This window comes from Kocuria tytonicola (assembly GCF_003687175.1).
In the GTDB taxonomy this organism is placed as follows: domain Bacteria; phylum Actinomycetota; class Actinomycetes; order Actinomycetales; family Micrococcaceae; genus Kocuria; species Kocuria tytonicola.
In genome coordinates this window covers 382,319-398,146 of the sequence record NZ_RDEX01000001.1, presented here as the reverse complement: position 1 = coordinate 398,146, position 15,828 = coordinate 382,319, and the positions used below count along the sequence as shown (strand labels likewise).

Here is a 15,828-nt window from a genome sequence, read left to right as displayed (position 1 = left end):
GCACAGGCCCGCTATCAGTGCTCCCCGCGCAGCTTTTCCAGCTCCCGCCGGTCCTTCTTGGTGGGGCGCCCCGCGCCGCGGTCCCGGCGTGCCACGGGGACGCTGAGCTCAGCGGGGCGCGGCGGGGAGTGGTCGATGTAGCACTCGGCGGCCACCGGTGCCCCCACGCGCTTGACGATTAGACGCCGGACCTCGAACTCCTGCTGCCACCCCGGACGCTTCACGCTCACCCGGTCACCCACCCGCACCGACTGCGCCGCCTTCACAGGAGCGCCGTTCAGCCGGACGTGCCCCGCCCGGCACCCCTGGGTGGCCGCGGAACGCGTCTTGAAGAGCCGGACGGACCAGAGCCACACATCCAGCCGGGCACTCGCGGGGGCGTTGGTGTCGGAAGGCATGGGGCCACGGTACCCGGGCAAGCAAGCACCCTTCCCACTGCTGGGACTGCCGAGCCTCCTCGGATACTCTGGGTGATGGGGATCACAGCGTCGTGGTCCTCCCGTCTGTCAGATCCGCAGACGTCGTTGAGACCGGAGGGTGAGCCACCATGCTCAAGAACTTCATCAACAACACCTACGTGGAATCCACGTCATCCGAGTCATTCGACCTCGTAAATCCAGCCACGGGTGAGGTGACCGGAAAGTCGCCTGTTTCGAGTGCCGAGGACGTGGAAGCCGCCTACCGCGCAGCAAAGGCTGCCACGAAGACTTGGGGGCGGATGACTCCCAGTGCCCGTCAACTGGCCATGTTGAAAATCGCCGACGCTGTGCAGGCCCGCGGTGACGAGCTCGTTGAGGCGCAGTCCCGCAACACGGGACAGCCCAAGTACCTGATCCAGAGTGAGGAAGTGGACGTCTCCGCAGACCAGATCCGCTTCTTCGCGGGCGCCGCGAGGCTCATGGAGGGCTTGGCCAGTGGCGAGTACATGGAGGGCCTGAACTCCGTGATCCGTCGGGAGCCCATTGGCGTGGTAGGCCAGGTGACCCCGTGGAACTATCCCCTCATGATGGCGGTGTGGAAGGTCGGGCCTGCCCTGGCTGCGGGCAACACGATCGTCCTCAAGCCCTCGGACACCACGCCCGAGTCCACTCTTCTGTTCGCAGAAATCGCCTCCGAGTACCTCCCGGAAGGAACGTTCAACGTTGTGCTCGGGGCTGCGAAGACGGGTGAGCTAGTGGTCTCGAACCCGGAGGCTGGCCTGGTGTCCATCACGGGATCCGTTCGTGCAGGACTGGCTGTGGCCGCTTCTGCCGCCAAGAACCTCACCCGCGCCCACCTTGAGCTCGGCGGCAAGGCGCCGTGTGTGGTCTTCGAGGATGCAGATCTCGACGCCGCTGCAAGCACCCTTGCCGAAGCAGGCCTGTTCAATGCCGGGCAGGACTGCACAGCCTCCACCCGCATTCTGGTGGCCGAATCCGTGAAGGAAGAGTTCCTCGCCAAGCTCACGGACGCCGCAAAGGAGACCGCCTTCGGCACACCTGAGAAGGAAGACATCCTCTACGGCCCGCTCAACAACGAGCGACAGCTGGCGCAGGTCAGCGGCTTCATCGAGCGTCTCCCCGAGCACGCCCGCGTGACCACCGGGGGCAAGAGAGCAGAGGGCCCCGGGTTCTTCTTCGAGCCCACGGTGATTACTGACCTGCATCAGGACGACGAAGCGATCCAGAGCGAGATCTTCGGTCCCGTTCTCACCGTCCAGACCTTTGCGGACGAAGATCAGGCTGTGGAGATGGCCAACGGTGTGGAGTACGGGCTCGCTTCCTCCGTGTGGACCAAGGACCACGGTCGCGCCCTGCGAATGTCCCGCGACCTGGACTACGGCTGCGTGTGGATCAACACCCACATCCCGCTCGTGGCGGAAATGCCGCATGGTGGCTTCAAGCACTCCGGCTACGGCAAGGACCTCTCCAAGTACGCGGTGGAGGAGTACACCCGCGTAAAGCACGTGATGAGCTCCATGGACTGAACGGCGCAGGGCACCTGGACATTACCGAACACGGACATGAACGGAGCACATCATGAGTGACATTCGAGAGCTGGTCCTCACCGCGGACCGAGCACTGTTCACCGATCACGACCTCAGCAGCCTGGACCGGTACTTCTCGGAGGACTACGTAGAGCACTCCCCACTGGTCGAGAATGGCAAGGACGGATTGCTTGAGATGGTCTCGGGAGCGGGAGACGGGCTGCGTCACGAGGTCGTACGCGTCTTGGTTGACGATGCCAGAGGCCTGGTGGCCCTGCACGGTTCCTATCCGGGTCTGGACCCTGAAAAGCTGTACGTGGGCTTCGACATCTACCGCGTAGCGGACGGAAAGATTGTGGAGCACTGGAACGGGCTGGTCACTGAGACTCAGCCCAACGAGTCCGGCCACACGCAGCTGGACGGCTGCACGGAGGTGGACCGCTCGGCGGACACGGAGCGGAATCGCGAGTTCGTGACCGGCGCGTGGAGGACGTTCCTCCAGGGGCAGGACTACGACGCCGCAGGCCGGTTCACGCGCGAGGACGATCAGTTCACCCAGCACTCCGCTGACATCCCGGACGGGGTGCAGAAGATGGTCGACTTCCTCAAGCAGCTGAAAGAAGATGGCTCTCCGCTGACGTACGACACCCTGCACCGCACTGTGGCTGATGGAAACTTCGTGCTGACGTTCTCAGAAGGCTCCATCAGCGGTGAGCGCCACTTCTTCTGCGAGCTGTGGCGGATCGAGGATGGGCGATGGGTGGAACTGTGGGATGCCATTGGCCCGGTGCCCCCGGATGACCAGCTGGCCCATCCGCACGGGGCGTTCAAGAGCGCCCAGAGCGACTAATCTCCCGCAGCAGAGACGACGACAGCGGCGATGACCTGGTTTCATCGCCGCTGTCGTTTTCTCACCCCGAGGTCTCGAATGGCATCCGGGGAAAATTGACCACTACTGGCGCACGGGACATCTGCACTTGCAAGCACATCAGATTTACTGACCGGAAACCATGAGGGGTGTTCATTTTGTGGTCGTGTGCCGCGTTCCGGCACATCTACTGTGGAGTCCGTGGGAGGCAGACGGCAGCGAGGAGGAGGTCCGGTGGAGCAGGAACGCCCCGTGCGCCGTCGTGGAAGGCCGCGCAGCCCGGTGCTGACGCAGCGCAAGATCGCGAACGCCGCCCTGTCCCTGATCCAGGACCGCGGCTACCGCGGCCTGACGATGTCCGCGCTGGCGCAGCGCCTGGGCGTCTCCGCCTCTGCTCTCTACAACCACGTGGGCTCCAAACGGGACATCATGATCCTGGTCCAGGACCGGGTGAACAGGGAGATCGACTGCTCCGCCTTCGGGACGGAGGACTGGGACGTGGCCCTGGCACGCTGGGCCCGCTCCTACCGGGACGTCTACGCCCGCAACATCCCCCTGATCCCCGTGATGGCGGTGCTGCCGGTGGCAAATTCCCCGCACACGCTGAGGATGTACGAGAGGGTCACCGCGGGTCTGGTGGAGGCCGGGTGGCCGGAGTCCAGGGTGGTCAGTGCGGTGACGGCCGTGGAGTCTCTGGTCTTCGGATCGGCCTACGATGCCACGGCTCCCGATGACATCTTCGACCCCGGGGACCTCGACGACGTCGCACCAGTGTTTTCGTCGGCCGTGGCACGGCGGAACCTGTCGCTCGCGGTCGACGACGACGCCGCGGAGGGAAGCCGCGCAGCGGACGCGGCCTTCGACCTCGGCCTGCGCTGCCTCCTCGCCGGGTTCCGTCAGGAGCTGGCGGTCCTGCGCCAGGCCTGACGCAGGACCCGCACCTCAGACCTCGAGGGAGTGCATCACGTGCTTCACCCGGGTGTACTCCTCCACGGAGTACAGGGAGAGGTCCTTGCCGTAGCCGGAGTGCTTGAAACCGCCGTGGGGCATCTCCGAGACGAGCAGCATGTGGGTGTTGACCCACACGCAGCCGAAGTCCAGGTCCCGGCTGACCCTCATGGCCGTGCCGTGGTCGGACGTCCACACGCTGGAGGCCAGCGCGTAGAGGACGTCGTTCGCGAGCTCCACCGCCTCCTCCTCCGAGCTGAACGTCTGGACCGTGAGCACGGGTCCGAAGGTCTCCTCCTGCACGAGGGCGTCGTCCTGGTGCATGCCCGTGATCACGGTGGGCTCCACGAAGAAGCCGTCCGTGCCCTCCACCGGCTTGCCCCCGGCCACCACGGTCGCGTGTGCCGGGATGTTCTCGAGCTTCGTGCGGACGTCCTCGAAGTGACGGACGTTGTTCAGCGGGCCGAAGTCGTTCTTGGACTCGTCCTCGTTGCCCGTGACCGTCTTCTCGGCCTGCTCCGCGAGCAGCTTCACGAACTTCTCCTCGACGCTCTTCTCCACGAGGATGCGCGTGACCGCGGTGCAGTCCTGGCCGGCGTTGAACGTGCCGTACTGGACGAGCTGCTCGGCGGCGCGTTCGAGGTCCGCGTCGGCGAAGACGATGGCGGGCGCCTTGCCACCGAGCTCCAGGTGGGTGCGCTTGAGTCCCTGGGCGGCGCTGCGGGCGACGGCCTGTCCCGCCCGCACCGAGCCGGTGATGGAGACCATCCCGGGCACGTGGTGCGTGGTGAGCAGCTCACCGGTCGCGGCGTTGCCGAGCACCACGTTGAGGACGCCCGGGGGCAGGATCTCACCGGCGATGCGGGCCAGCACGAGCGTGGACTCGGGCGTGGTGTCACTCGGCTTGAGCACGATGGTGTTGCCGGCCGCGAGTGCGGGGCCGATCTTCCAGATGCCCATCAGCAGGGGGTAGTTCCAGGGTGCGACCTGCGCGACGACACCTACCGGCTCGCGGCGGACGTACGAGGTGTGCTCGGACATGTACTCCGTGGCGGCGCGGCCCTCGAGCGTGCGGGCGGCACCGGCGAAGAAGCGGAGGTTGTCCACACCGGCGTCGACCTCTTCCGAGCCGATCTGCGCCTTGGGCTGGCCCGTGTTGCGGTGCTGCGCCTCGACGATCTCGCCCTTGTGCTCCTGCAGGGCGTCCGCAAGCTTAAGCAGGGCTTCCTGGCGCTCCCCCGGCGTGGCCCTGTTCCAGGTCTTGGCGGCCGCGGCGGCGGCCTCGAAGGCGGCGTCGACGTCCTGCTCGTCCGAGACGGGCGAGGTGGCGACGACCTTCCCGTCAGACGGGTTGACGATCTCGATGGTCTCCTGACCGTGGGCGGCCACGAACCGCCCGTTGATGTAGTTCTGCAGCGTCTCGGCCATGGGTGTCTCCTTACCCGAACGAGGGATCGACGGAACGCTCGGCCCGTGGTGATCCCGGGCCGCGCCAGTCGCCTGTAGTCTAGATCACCCTAAATGATCGTCATTCATTTATGAACCCCTCGGAGAACTGTTGCGCACGGGGTCACCGGTGCCGGTGGCTGCGCCGGTTCCGTGGTCATGGCGGACAAGACCCCCAAGGTCGTGGCCCACGACCACACGACCTCCGCCCACGCGAGCTGCGTGCACAAGAACATCGCCGCGTACCTGGGCGGCGCCCACGCCACTGGCACGCGCTCCGTGCTGGGCGGCCCCATCCTCGACGCCGCCCGCCGCCTCGTGGACGACGGCCCGGGCGAGCGCGACTCCGCCGTCTTCCCGCAGTGGGTGGCCGATCAGGACCAGCGCCCGAGGATCTGACATCATGCCGGGTATGAGCGCCGACACCCCCCAGGATCCACTGCACTTCTACCTGGACAAGTCCAACCCCGCGGCGTGGAAGGCCATCGGGGCGCTCTCCGACGCCGCCACGGAGCAGGCGCAGCAGGCTGGACTGGACCCGCAGCTCGTGGAGCTCGTGATGCTGCGCGTGTCCCAGATCAACGGCTGCTCGTACTGCCTGGACGTGCACACCAGGCGCGCCGTCAAGGCCGGTGTGAGCGACCAGCGCCGCGGGCTGCTCCCCACGTGGGAGGACGCCGCCGTGTACTCGGAGCAGGAGAAGGCAGCTCTCGCCCTGGCGGAGACCGTCACCCGGCTGCCCGACCCCGAGGACCGCGACGCGTGCCAGGTGGTGAGCCACGGGGTGCTGACGGACGAGCAGTACTCCGCGGTGCAGTGGCTCGCCATCACCATCAACACGACCAACCGCATCTCCATCATGTCGCACCACCCGGTCCGCCGTGAGAAGGACAGGTCATGACCAACCCCGAGAAGAACCCGCAGCCCACGGTGTGCACCAACCACCCGGACCGCTCCGCGTCCGGAACCGGACTGAGCAACGGGGTCACGGTGGTGGCCGGGGAGAACGGGCCCGTGGAGCTGCTGCACCCGCGCGCCGTCCCCCTGGGCGGCCCGCGCGGCATGACGGTCCAGCGCACCCTGCCCCAGAAGGCCCGTTCGCTGATCGGCGCGTGGTGCTTCCTGGACGCCTACGGCCCGGACGACGTCGCCGCGACCGGCGGCATGAAGGTCGCCCGCCACCCGCACACGGGCCTGGCCACGGTGTCGTGGCTGTTCGAGGGGCACATCGACCACATCGACTCCGCCGGCAACTGGGCCACGGTCCGCCCGGGCGAGGTGGACCTCATGAACGCCGGGCGCGGGATCACCCACTCCGAGTTCTCCACGCAGGACACCACCGTGCTGCACGGCGTGCAGCTCTGGTACGCGTTCCCTGAAGCGGACCGTTTCGGTGAGCCGAGCCTCGACAGCCACCGGCCGGAGCTCGTCACCGGGAAGGGTTTCTCCGCCCGGGTCTTCCTGGGATCGCTGCTCGGGGTGACCTCCCCGGTGGCCACCCGCCTGCCGCTGACCGGCGTGGAGCTGCACCTGGAGCCGGGAGCCTCCCTGGAGGTCGACGTCCCCGCGGACCACGAGCACGGGCTGCTGCGCGTCACCGGCCCCCTCGCGCTCGACGGCGTGGAGATCCCCCGGCACGCGATCGCCTACACCGCCCCCGGGCGCACCACTCTGCGGATCACCGCCGGTGACGAGCCCGCCCTGGCCGTGCTGATCGGAGGGCAGCCGCTCAACGAGCAGATCGTGATGTGGTGGAACTTCGTGGGCCGCTCGCACGAGGAGATCGAGACCTGGCGGCGCACCTACATGGAAGAGATGGGCTTCACGGAACCCTCGGCGGACTCACCGCTGCCCGCGGGACGCGCGGGCACGGCCACGGGCGGCTTCGAGGTCGACGAGCTGCTCGGCAGCTCCTACGGGGACGGCCGCCCCTTCCCACAGTTCGGCACGTTCCCGCCGGGTCAGCCGGCTCCCCTGCCAGCCCCCGAACTCCCGAACACCACCTTGCGCGCGCGGGGGTGAGCGGGCGGCGTCGTCGGGCGAACCGCGCGGACGACGACGCCGCACGCCCCCTCCTGCGCCGGCCGGGGCCGTGCGGCGTCGTCGCCCCACGTCCCTCCGGAATCCACGCACGGCGCGAGCACCCGGCCCAGTGCCCCTGGCCCCACCAGAACCAAGCACCACACCGACCGTCCGAGGAGGACGCCATGAGCGAGAACCCCACCCTCGAGAACCCCCAGGTCTCCCTGGGCACCGACGAGCAGGGCACCCAGCGCTTCGAGATCCGCGTGGGTGACCCCGCAGACCCCGTGGGCTTCACCGTGGCGATCGACCACCAGGTCGGGGAGAAGAAGCAGCGGATCTTCCCGCACACGGAGGTGGACGACGCCTTCGGCGGGCACGGGCTGGCCTCCACCCTGGTGCGCGAGGCGCTGGATGCCACCATCGCGGACGGCTACGAGCTCGTGGTCTTCTGCCCGTACATCAAGGCCTGGATCACCAAGCATCCCGAGTACGAGCAGCACACGGTCAAGCCGACCACGGACCACCTCGCGGCGCTGCGCGGCTGATTCGGGCCCGCTGCCACCTCAGCGGTCCGAGAGGCTCCCGCCCGTGCCGTGGACCGCACGGCTGCGTTCGAAGTGGTCGTTGATGACCGCGCGGAACTTGTCCGCGTCCTCACGCGCCCAGTTGCGCATGAGCTCGGAGCCCACGGCCACGGACGTGGTGGGCTGCGCCCCGGCCTGCACCATGCGCGTGATCGCGGACTCGTGGGAGACGGTGGAGACACCTCCCACGGCGTCGACCACGGGGTAGATCTCGTATCCCTCCCGCAGCATGTCCAGCGTGGGGAACGCCAGGCAGACCTCGGTCCACAGCCCGGCCATGATGATCTTGCGGCGCCCGGTGGCGCGGACCGCGGCGCGGAAGTCCGCGTCCTCCCACGAGTTCACGCCCGTGCGGTCGATCTCCTCGACGCCCTGCAGCTCGGCCATGAGCTCGGGAATGGTGCCCTCGTTGACACCCAGGTCCACGCCCACGGTGGAGACGATCGTGGGGACCTCGTACGCCCGGGCCAGCTTGGCCAGGGTGATCGCGCCCAGGTTGATCTCCTCCTTGGTGGTGGAGCCGATGGTCGCGTACTGGCCGGGCTGGAAGTCGATGAAGACGATCGCGCTGTTCTGCGGTGTGAGCAGGTGGTCGCCCTGCGGATCGCGGACGGGTTCGGGCTGGGTCTTCGACACGGGGTCCTCCTTGACGCCGCCGAGTGCTGGCACCTCCAACGTAGTCGCCGACCGTGCCCCCGGCCAGGGTGCACCAGCGGAGCAAAGGCATCCAAGAGACTCTCACGCGTGCACTGGCGGAGCAGCTGCACGCGCCTGCACGGGCCGCAGGGGCCGCAGGGGCCGCAGGGACCGCAGGGGCCGCAGGGACCGGTGTACTCCGGAAGCATGTACGTTGTGGTGAAACGGATCTACGACGAGCCCGCCCAGAGCGCCGGCACCCGTGTGCTGGTGGACCGCGTCCGGCCCCGGGGCATCCGCAAGGCGGCGGACATCAGCCAGGCGGCCGTGCTGCAGAAGATCCTCTCGGGCTGAGTCCACCCGCGCCTCTCCGCATCGCCACAACCGCCCGCCGTCCTCCTCCTGCGCCGACGACGCCCCGCCGCCGGCACGCGACATCACCCCCGCCCCTCGACACCGCGTCGGTTCCTGCAGCCCTCTCCCGCGGCACGCCGCTCCACCGCTCCACCGACCCGACCGCGTACCGTGGTTCCCGGTAGTGAATCCCTGTCACACCGGACCTTTCCCCCACCACGATCGAGGTCACGTTCCATGCGTTCCCGTTCCGCCACTCTCGCCTCCGCACTCTGCTCCCTCCTGCTGCTGACCGGCTGCGGCGCGGGCTCCACGGAGGGCGACGACGCCGCGGACGGCGGGGCGGCGGCGTCGTCCCAGAGCACCCAGCCGGAATCCGCTCCTTCTCCCACCCAGCCCGCGGAGCTGATCGGCGGGGGCACCACCCTGTTCCCGGACCGCCGGTTCGTGGCGCTCTACGGCCACCCGGGCACACCCGGCCTGGGGGCGCTGGGTGAGCAGGGGCCGCAGGAATCCGTGGGGCGGGTCAAGGAGCTGGCGAAGAGCTACGAGCCCCACAGCAAGGAGAAGGTGGTCCCGGCGTTCGAGATCATCGCCACCACCGCGTCCGCCGATCCCGGCCCGGACGGCAACTACTCCACCGAGTCCACCGTGGAGCAGCTCAAGCCGTACGTGGAGGCCGCGGAGAAGAACGACGTGTACGTGGTGCTGGACCTGCAGCCCGGCCAGGCGGACTTCCTCAGCCAGGCCAAGCAGTACGAGGAGCTGCTCAAGCGCCCGAACGTGGGCCTCGCCCTGGACCCGGAGTGGCGCCTGGCACCGGGCCAGCTGCCCCTGCAGCAGATCGGCTCCGTGGGGGCCGGGGAGATCAACGAGACCACGGAGTGGCTGGCGCAGCTCACCCGGGACAACCAGCTGCCCCAGAAGGCACTGATCCTGCACCAGTTCTCCATGCCCATGATCGAGAACCGGGAGGCGGTCAACACCCAGCACCCCGAACTGGCGCTCGTGCTGCACGCGGACGGCCACGGCACCCCGGACCTGAAGACCGGCACCTGGAAGACCCTGCAGGAAGGCCTGCCCCAGGGCATCCGCATGGCGTGGAAGAACTTCTACGACGAGGACACTCCCATGTACACCCCCCAGCAGACCTACGCGCTGGACCCGAAGCCGTGGTTCGTCTCCTACCAGTGACCGCGGTTCGCCCCCGGAGGAATTTCCCGTCCCGTGTCTTCCCATCGAATCGGTGCGGGACTACATTGTGAGCACCTGTTCGCTCCACGGAAGGAAATGCTTATGGGACTCGGTGACAAGATCAGCAATGCTGCGGAGAAGGCAACCGGTGCCGCCAAGGAGAAGGTCGGCGACGCCACGGACAACAAGGATCTGCAGGCTGAAGGCGCTGCGGACAAGATGTCCGGTGGCGCCAAGCAGTCCGTGGAGAACGTCAAGGACGCCGGCAAGAACCTGAAGGACGGGCTGGGCTGAGCTCCGCACCCGCAACCCTTTGACCGGAAGGCCCCCGTCGAGACACGACGGGGGCTTTCCGCATGCCCGGGGAGGGGCGGCTCGCGTGCTCAGCGCACCGCGTACCGCTTTCGCGCGACCACCAGGCTCACCAGCGACAGCAGGGCCACCGCGGCGTAGTAGATGCTCGGTGCGGTGAGGGAGCCCGTGGCGGAGACGAGCCACGCCAGCGCCAGGGGCGCGAAGCCCCCGAACACCGTGACGCCCAGGTTGTAGGCCACGGACATGCCCGTGGTGCGGATCTCGGTGGGGAACATCTCGGTGAGCAGAGCGGGCAGCGGCCCGAAGTACAGAGCCATGACCACGCCCAGCACGGCCTGCACCGCGGTCAGGGTGGCGACCGTGGGGACGGCCACGAGCCACAGGAACAGCGGGTACACGGCCACCACGCCCAGGACGGCGGCCGCCAGCATCACCTTCCCGGGGCCCACCCGGTCCGCGAGGTGCCCCACGAACGGGGAGCCCACCAGGGTCACCAGTCCGGCCACCACACCGCCCAGGTACGCGGCCCACGAGGGCAGGTCCAGGTTCTGGATGGAGAAGGTGGGCATGAACAGGATCGTGTAGACGGACATCGAGGCCAGCCCCACCACCCCGGAGGCCGTGAGCCACCGTCCGGCGGAGTGCACGATGGTCTGGGCCAGGGGGCCGCGCCAGGGGGAGGCGCGCGGCGTCGCCGTCCCCGGGGCCGCAGCCCGCTCCGAGGCGGTGGGAGACGACGCCGCCCGCTCGCGCTCGTCCTGCAGCGCCTCGAAGTCCGGGGTCTCGTCCATGCGAAGCCGGATGAACAGGCCCACCGGGCCGATGAGCAGACCGAAGACGTAGGGCACGCGCCAGCCCCACGAGTAGAGGGCGTCGTGGCTCAGCAGGGTGGTGAGCACGAAGCCGAATCCCGAGGCCAGGAGGATCGCGAGCCCCTGGGTGGCCACCTGCCACGAGCCGTAGAAAGCGCGCCGGTCCGGGGCGTTCTCGATCAGGAACGCGGTGGCAGTGCCGAACTCCCCGCCCGCGGAGAAGCCCTGGACGAGCCGTGCCAGCAGGATGAGCAGCGCGGCGGCGGGCCCGATCACCGCGGACGTGGGCGCCACGACCATGATGAGCGTGCCCAGCATCATGAGCGCAATGGTGATGGTCAGCGCAGGGCGGCGGCCGTGGCGGTCCGCGTAGGAGCCCAGGACCAGGGCGCCGAGCGGGCGGATCAGGTAGGAGACGGCGAACGTGCCGAAGGTCAGCAGGGTGCCGGTCACGCGGTCCACGCCGTCGTGCTCGAAGAACAGGGTGGAGATCACCACGGCCAGGGACGAGTAGACGATGATGTCGAACCACTCGAGCGCGTTGCCGATCGAGGACGCCACCACCGCGCGGCGTGCGGTGACGCGCTGCTCGTGGGAGACCTCGGGGGAGGCGGGGGTGCTGGCGGTCGCGGTGCTCATCCTTGCACCGTAAACCATCCCCTCCGGCAGCACCCGGGCCCGTGACGCCGCGTGACACGCAGGCCGCGGTCCTATGCTGGACCGCGGAAAACCGTTCCGACGAGGCAGCAGGAGGACCCTTCATGATCTTCATCGTGGTCAAGTTCGAGGCGAAGGACGAGTACGTGGAGCGCTGGCCGGAGCTCGTGGCCGAGTTCACCGAGGCCACCCGCCAGGAGCCCGGCAACAAGTGGTTCGAGTGGTCCCGCAGCCTGGAGAACCCCCGTGAGTTCGTGCTCGTGGAGGCCTTCGAGGAGGACGCCGCGGAGGCCCACGTGAACTCCCCGCACTTCCAGAAGATGACCGAGCAGTTCCCGCAGTACCTCGTGAAGACCCCGCGCATCATCTCCCGCCAGATCGAGGGCGACGGCTGGGAGGAGATGGGCGAGATCCAGGTCTCCGAGTAGTCCGTGACCACGGAGCTGGTGGGCCTGGACATCGGCGGGTCCCACACGCGCGGCGTCCTGTTCCGGGACGGCACCCCCGTGCTCAAGGCCCGGTCCGGGTCCGCGAACGTGCAGAACGTCCCCGCGGAGCAGGCTCGCGCGTGCCTGGTCTCCGTCCTGTCCGAGCTGAGGGCTTCCCCCGCCACACCGGTGGTCGCGGGCTCCGGGGGTGTGGACACCGCCCACGACGCCGCCCGGCTGGCCGGTCTCATCCGTTCCGCCGGTTCCCTGGACCCGGGCACTCCCGTGACGGCGGTGCACGACACCCGGCTGATCCTCGCCGCGGGTGGCCACACCACCGGGATCGCGCTGATCGCCGGCACCGGGTCGGTGGCCTGGGGTGTGGACGCCTCCGGGCGCGAAGTGCGCGCCGGCGGGTGGGGCTACCTGCTGGGCGACGAGGGCAGCGGGTACTGGATCGGACGGGAAGCCGTGCGCCGGGTGCTGCGGCTGTCCCAGCAGGCCGGTGCCGCTGAGCGCACCGCCCCGGAGGGGCCCGGGCGCTCCGCGCGATCCGGCGGATTCGTCGAGGCAGGTGGATCCTCCCGCGCAGAGGGGCCCACCACAGTGGCCGCGGCCGGAGGACCGGACCGTGCGGCGTCGTCCGCCGGGTGTGAGGGAGAGGCGCTCACCCGGGCCGTGCTGGAGCACGCCGGGGTGGCCGAGCCCACCGACCTGATCGGGGCCTTTCACGAGCACCCGGACCGGACCCACTGGGCCGGGCTGGCGCGGCCCGTGTGCGAGCTCGCCGCCTCCGGGGATGCCGCGGCGTCCGAACTGGTGGCGGTGGCCGCGGGGCACCTGGCGGAGCTCGTGCTCACGGTGGCGCACGCCATGGACGAGCCCCTGCCCGTGGTCGTGGGCGGTGGGCTCACCGGGTCCGAGGTGGGAGACCGGGTGGCGCAACTGCTGCGGCAGCACGGACTGTCGGTGACTCTCCTGGACCGTGAGCCGGTGCTGGGAGCGCCGCTGCTCGCGCGTTCGGACCCGACCTGATCCTTCCCGCGAGGTGCCCGCTCCCAGGAACGGGTGGCCCGGCGTCGTCGTCCCGAGATAATCATGCGTACGCATGAAAGAGCCGGGTGCCTCCCCGCGCGGGGAGGCACCCGGTTCAGGACGCGAGGACTCAGCGGAAGGCGCCCACGCCCGTGAGCTGCTGCCCCAGGATCAGGGAGTGCACCTCGTCCGTGCCCTCGTAGGTGCGTACCGACTCCAGGTTGTTGGCGTGACGCAGCGGCGAGTAGTCCAGGGTGACGCCGTTGCCGCCCAGGATGGTGCGGGCCTCGCGGGCGATCTTGATGGCCTCGCGGCAGTTGTTCAGCTTGCCCACCGAGATCTGGTGGTTCTGCAGCTTCCCGGCATCCTTGAGGCGGCCGAGCTGCAGGGCGAGCAGGAAGCCCTTGTCGATCTCCAGGGCCATGTTCACGAGCTTCTGCTGCGTGAGCTGGTACCCGGACAGGGGGCGGTCGAACTGCATGCGCTGCTGGGAGTAGGCGAGCGCCGCCTCGAAGGAGTCCCGGGCGGCGCCCATGGCACCCCAGATGATGCCGTAGCGGGCCTCGTTGAGGCACGAGAACGGGCCGCGCAGACCCTGGGCCGCGGGCAGCATGGCGGAGGCGGGCAGGCGAACGTCCGTGAGCTCGATGTCGCACTGGATGGACGCACGCATGGACAGCTTGCTCGTGATGGGCGTGGCCTGGAAGCCCGTGGTGTCCGTGGGGACCACGAAGCCGCGGATGCCGTCCTCGGTCTGCGCCCAGATCACGGCCACCCTGGCCACGCTGGCGAGGCCGATCCAGCGCTTGGCGCCGTTGAGCACCCAGTCGTCCCCGTCCCTGCGGGCGAAGGTCTGCATGGACGAGGGGTCGGAGCCCGCGGTGGGCTCGGTGAGGCCGAAGCAGCCAATGGCCTCACCCGCGGCCATCTGCGGCAGCCACTCCTGCTTCTGCTCCTCGGAGCCCCACTTGTAGATGGCGCTCATGGCCAGCGAGCCCTGCACGGACACGAACGTCCGCAGGCCCGAGTCACCGGCCTCGAGCTCCGCACCGGCCAGACCGTATTCCACGGCGGAGCGGCCCGCGCAGCCGTAGCCCTTGAGGTGCATGCCCAGCAGGCCCAGCTTGGCCATTTCCGGGACGATCTCCAGGGGGAACACGGCGTTGTCGTACCATTCGGCGATGTTCGGCTTGATGGCGGTGTCCACGAACTCGCGCACGGTGGCGCGCAGTGCGATTTCTTCTTCGGACAGCAGGGAGTCGAAGCTCACCAGGTCCATGACGTCCACGGGATTCAGTTCACTCATGGGACCACTGTATGACTGCGGACACACTGCGCGAAGCCAGGGGCGGAGCCTGATTTCTCACACCGCGCGGCCCCGCGGCTCCCGCAGCCACTGCACCACGGTGTCCGTGTCCTCCCCCAGCTGCGGCGGTGCCTGCGTAGGAGAGGCCAGGGGCGGGGTCCACTGCGCCGGGTGGCGGAACTGGCGGCCCACGGTCTCCCCGGTGCGGTCCTGCACGTCCACGGTGGGTTCCAGGCCGAGCTCCTCGGCCAGGGCCACCCCCTCGTCGATCCCGGCCACCTTGCCCGCGGGGACGCCCGCCTCGGTCAGCGCCTGCTGCCACTCGGACGCGGTCCTCGCGGCGAGCGCCTGTTCCAGCACGGCCGCGAGCTCCGTGCGGTGGGCCACGCGCGCGGAGTTCGTGGCGTAGTCCTCGTCCTCGGCCACCTCGGGGATCCCCAGCACCTCCGTGAAGCGGCGGAACTGGCCGTCGTTGCCCACCGTGACCGTGAGCGGCGCGTCCGCGCACTGCAGCATCTGGTACGGCACGATCGAGGGGTGGTCGTTGCCCATCCGCTGCGGCACCTTCCCGGCGCCCAGGTACGCCTGGCCCTGGTTGACCAGCGCGCCCTGCAGGCTGGACAGCAGGCTGACGTCGATGTGCGCGCCGCGGCCCGTGCGGCGTCGTTGCTCCAGCGCGGCGAGCGCACCGATGGTCGCGTCCTTGGCGGTGAGGACGTCCACGAGCGCGACCCCCGCCTTGGTGGGCTCACCGTCCGCGGGGCCTGTGATGCTCATGAGTCCGCCCACGGCCTGCACCAGGAAGTCGTAGCCGGGCATGTGCGCGCCGCCTGCGGTGCCGAAGCCGGACACGGACACGTAGACCACCCCGGGGTTCTCGGCGGAGATCTCGTCGTAGCCCAGACCCAGCTTGGCCATGCCGCCGGGCTTGAAGTTCTCCACCACCACGTCCGCGCGCAGGGCCAGCTCACGGGCCAGCTCGCGGCCCTCGTCCTCCCGCAGGTCCAGGCACACGGACTCCTTGTTTCGGTTCACGGACTCGTAGTACGTGGGCCCGGTCTCGGAGAACGGCGGGCCCCACTGCCGGGTGTCGTCCCCGGTGCCGGGGCGCTCCACCTTGACCACGCGCGCCCCCAGGTCCGCCAGGGTCATGGTGCACAGCGGACCCGCGAGCACGCGGGAGAAGTCGGCGACGAGCACGCCGTCCAGGGGCAGGGGGTCGGTCACGGGGTCCTCCTCGGGTCGGGGGTTTCT

At 69.2% G+C, this 15,828-nt stretch carries 18 protein-coding genes; 12 read left to right on the top strand and 6 right to left on the bottom strand.

Annotated features, from left to right (window positions below):
- Positions 1-14: 14 nt before the first annotated feature.
- Positions 15-398 (bottom strand): RNA-binding S4 domain-containing protein, encoded by a 384-nt coding sequence (locus EAE32_RS01770; protein ID WP_121845143.1) that lies wholly within the window; start codon positions 396-398, stop codon positions 15-17.
- 149 nt (positions 399-547) lie between these two features.
- Between EAE32_RS01770 and EAE32_RS01765 the strand changes: the two genes are divergently transcribed.
- The 3 genes from EAE32_RS01765 (at position 548) to EAE32_RS01755 (ending at position 3,761) form a co-directional block, all read left to right on the top strand.
- Positions 548-1,966 (top strand): gamma-aminobutyraldehyde dehydrogenase, encoded by a 1,419-nt coding sequence (locus EAE32_RS01765; RefSeq protein WP_121863987.1) that lies wholly within the window; start codon positions 548-550, stop codon positions 1,964-1,966.
- Between the two features lie 52 nt (positions 1,967-2,018).
- Positions 2,019-2,816 (top strand): nuclear transport factor 2 family protein, encoded by a 798-nt coding sequence (locus EAE32_RS01760; RefSeq protein WP_121863986.1) that lies wholly within the window; start codon positions 2,019-2,021, stop codon positions 2,814-2,816.
- Positions 2,817-3,068: 252 nt separating this feature from the next.
- Positions 3,069-3,761, top strand: a complete 693-nt coding sequence (locus tag EAE32_RS01755; protein ID WP_243635532.1) for a TetR/AcrR family transcriptional regulator — start codon at positions 3,069-3,071, stop codon at positions 3,759-3,761.
- Between the two features lie 15 nt (positions 3,762-3,776).
- Here the strand turns inward: EAE32_RS01755 and EAE32_RS01750 are convergent, their stop codons facing one another.
- Positions 3,777-5,210, bottom strand: a complete 1,434-nt coding sequence (locus EAE32_RS01750) for a gamma-aminobutyraldehyde dehydrogenase (protein ID WP_121863984.1) — start codon at positions 5,208-5,210, stop codon at positions 3,777-3,779.
- Between the two features lie 177 nt (positions 5,211-5,387).
- On the opposite strand from EAE32_RS01750, the gene EAE32_RS01745 reads away from it, so the two are divergent.
- The 4 genes from EAE32_RS01745 (at position 5,388) to EAE32_RS01730 (ending at position 7,798) form a co-directional block, all read left to right on the top strand.
- Entirely contained in the window at positions 5,388-5,627 is a 240-nt protein-coding gene (locus EAE32_RS01745) for a hypothetical protein (RefSeq protein ID WP_124035149.1), read from the top strand.
- Between the two features lie 13 nt (positions 5,628-5,640).
- Complete coding sequence (locus tag EAE32_RS01740; RefSeq protein WP_121845148.1) at positions 5,641-6,129, top strand: carboxymuconolactone decarboxylase family protein; 489 nt, start codon at positions 5,641-5,643, stop codon at positions 6,127-6,129.
- Complete coding sequence (locus tag EAE32_RS01735; RefSeq protein WP_121845149.1) at positions 6,126-7,250, top strand: pirin family protein; 1,125 nt, start codon at positions 6,126-6,128, stop codon at positions 7,248-7,250. Before EAE32_RS01740 ends, EAE32_RS01735 begins: the two co-directional genes overlap by 4 nt.
- Before the next feature lie 185 nt (positions 7,251-7,435).
- Positions 7,436-7,798, top strand: coding sequence for a GNAT family N-acetyltransferase (locus tag EAE32_RS01730; protein WP_121845150.1), 363 nt, complete (start codon positions 7,436-7,438; stop codon positions 7,796-7,798).
- Positions 7,799-7,816: 18 nt separating this feature from the next.
- Here EAE32_RS01730 and EAE32_RS01725 read toward each other — a convergent pair whose 3' ends face one another.
- Entirely contained in the window at positions 7,817-8,473 is a 657-nt protein-coding gene (locus EAE32_RS01725) for an isochorismatase family protein (protein ID WP_121845151.1), read from the bottom strand.
- 207 nt (positions 8,474-8,680) lie between these two features.
- On the opposite strand from EAE32_RS01725, the gene EAE32_RS01720 reads away from it, so the two are divergent.
- From EAE32_RS01720 to EAE32_RS01710, 3 genes are all read left to right on the top strand, one after another.
- On the top strand, positions 8,681-8,827 hold the full coding sequence (locus EAE32_RS01720; protein WP_207803841.1) for a DUF488 family protein, N3 subclade: 147 nt from the start codon (positions 8,681-8,683) through the stop codon (positions 8,825-8,827).
- A gap of 237 nt (positions 8,828-9,064) precedes the next feature.
- Entirely contained in the window at positions 9,065-10,021 is a 957-nt protein-coding gene (locus EAE32_RS01715; protein WP_121845152.1) for a hypothetical protein, read from the top strand.
- Positions 10,022-10,123: 102 nt separating this feature from the next.
- The gene (locus EAE32_RS01710; RefSeq protein ID WP_121845153.1) at positions 10,124-10,315 is read left to right on the top strand and encodes a CsbD family protein; all 192 of its coding nucleotides are present in this window, start codon (positions 10,124-10,126) and stop codon (positions 10,313-10,315) included.
- A gap of 89 nt (positions 10,316-10,404) precedes the next feature.
- Here the strand turns inward: EAE32_RS01710 and EAE32_RS01705 are convergent, their stop codons facing one another.
- Positions 10,405-11,787: an MFS transporter gene (locus EAE32_RS01705; protein ID WP_121863982.1), complete on the bottom strand. Its 1,383-nt coding sequence runs from the start codon at positions 11,785-11,787 to the stop codon at positions 10,405-10,407.
- 122 nt (positions 11,788-11,909) lie between these two features.
- Between EAE32_RS01705 and EAE32_RS01700 the strand changes: the two genes are divergently transcribed.
- Entirely contained in the window at positions 11,910-12,233 is a 324-nt protein-coding gene (locus EAE32_RS01700) for a putative quinol monooxygenase (RefSeq protein ID WP_121863981.1), read from the top strand.
- 3 nt (positions 12,234-12,236) lie between these two features.
- Positions 12,237-13,268, top strand: coding sequence for an N-acetylglucosamine kinase (locus EAE32_RS01695; protein WP_243635531.1), 1,032 nt, complete (start codon positions 12,237-12,239; stop codon positions 13,266-13,268).
- A gap of 130 nt (positions 13,269-13,398) precedes the next feature.
- On the opposite strand, the gene EAE32_RS01690 is transcribed toward EAE32_RS01695, so the two are convergent.
- On the bottom strand, positions 13,399-14,574 hold the full coding sequence (locus EAE32_RS01690; protein ID WP_206059839.1) for an acyl-CoA dehydrogenase family protein: 1,176 nt from the start codon (positions 14,572-14,574) through the stop codon (positions 13,399-13,401).
- Positions 14,575-14,631: 57 nt separating this feature from the next.
- A complete protein-coding gene (locus tag EAE32_RS01685; protein WP_121863980.1) occupies positions 14,632-15,801 on the bottom strand; it encodes a CaiB/BaiF CoA transferase family protein in 1,170 nt (389 codons plus the stop codon).
- Between the last annotated feature and the right edge of the window lie 27 nt (positions 15,802-15,828).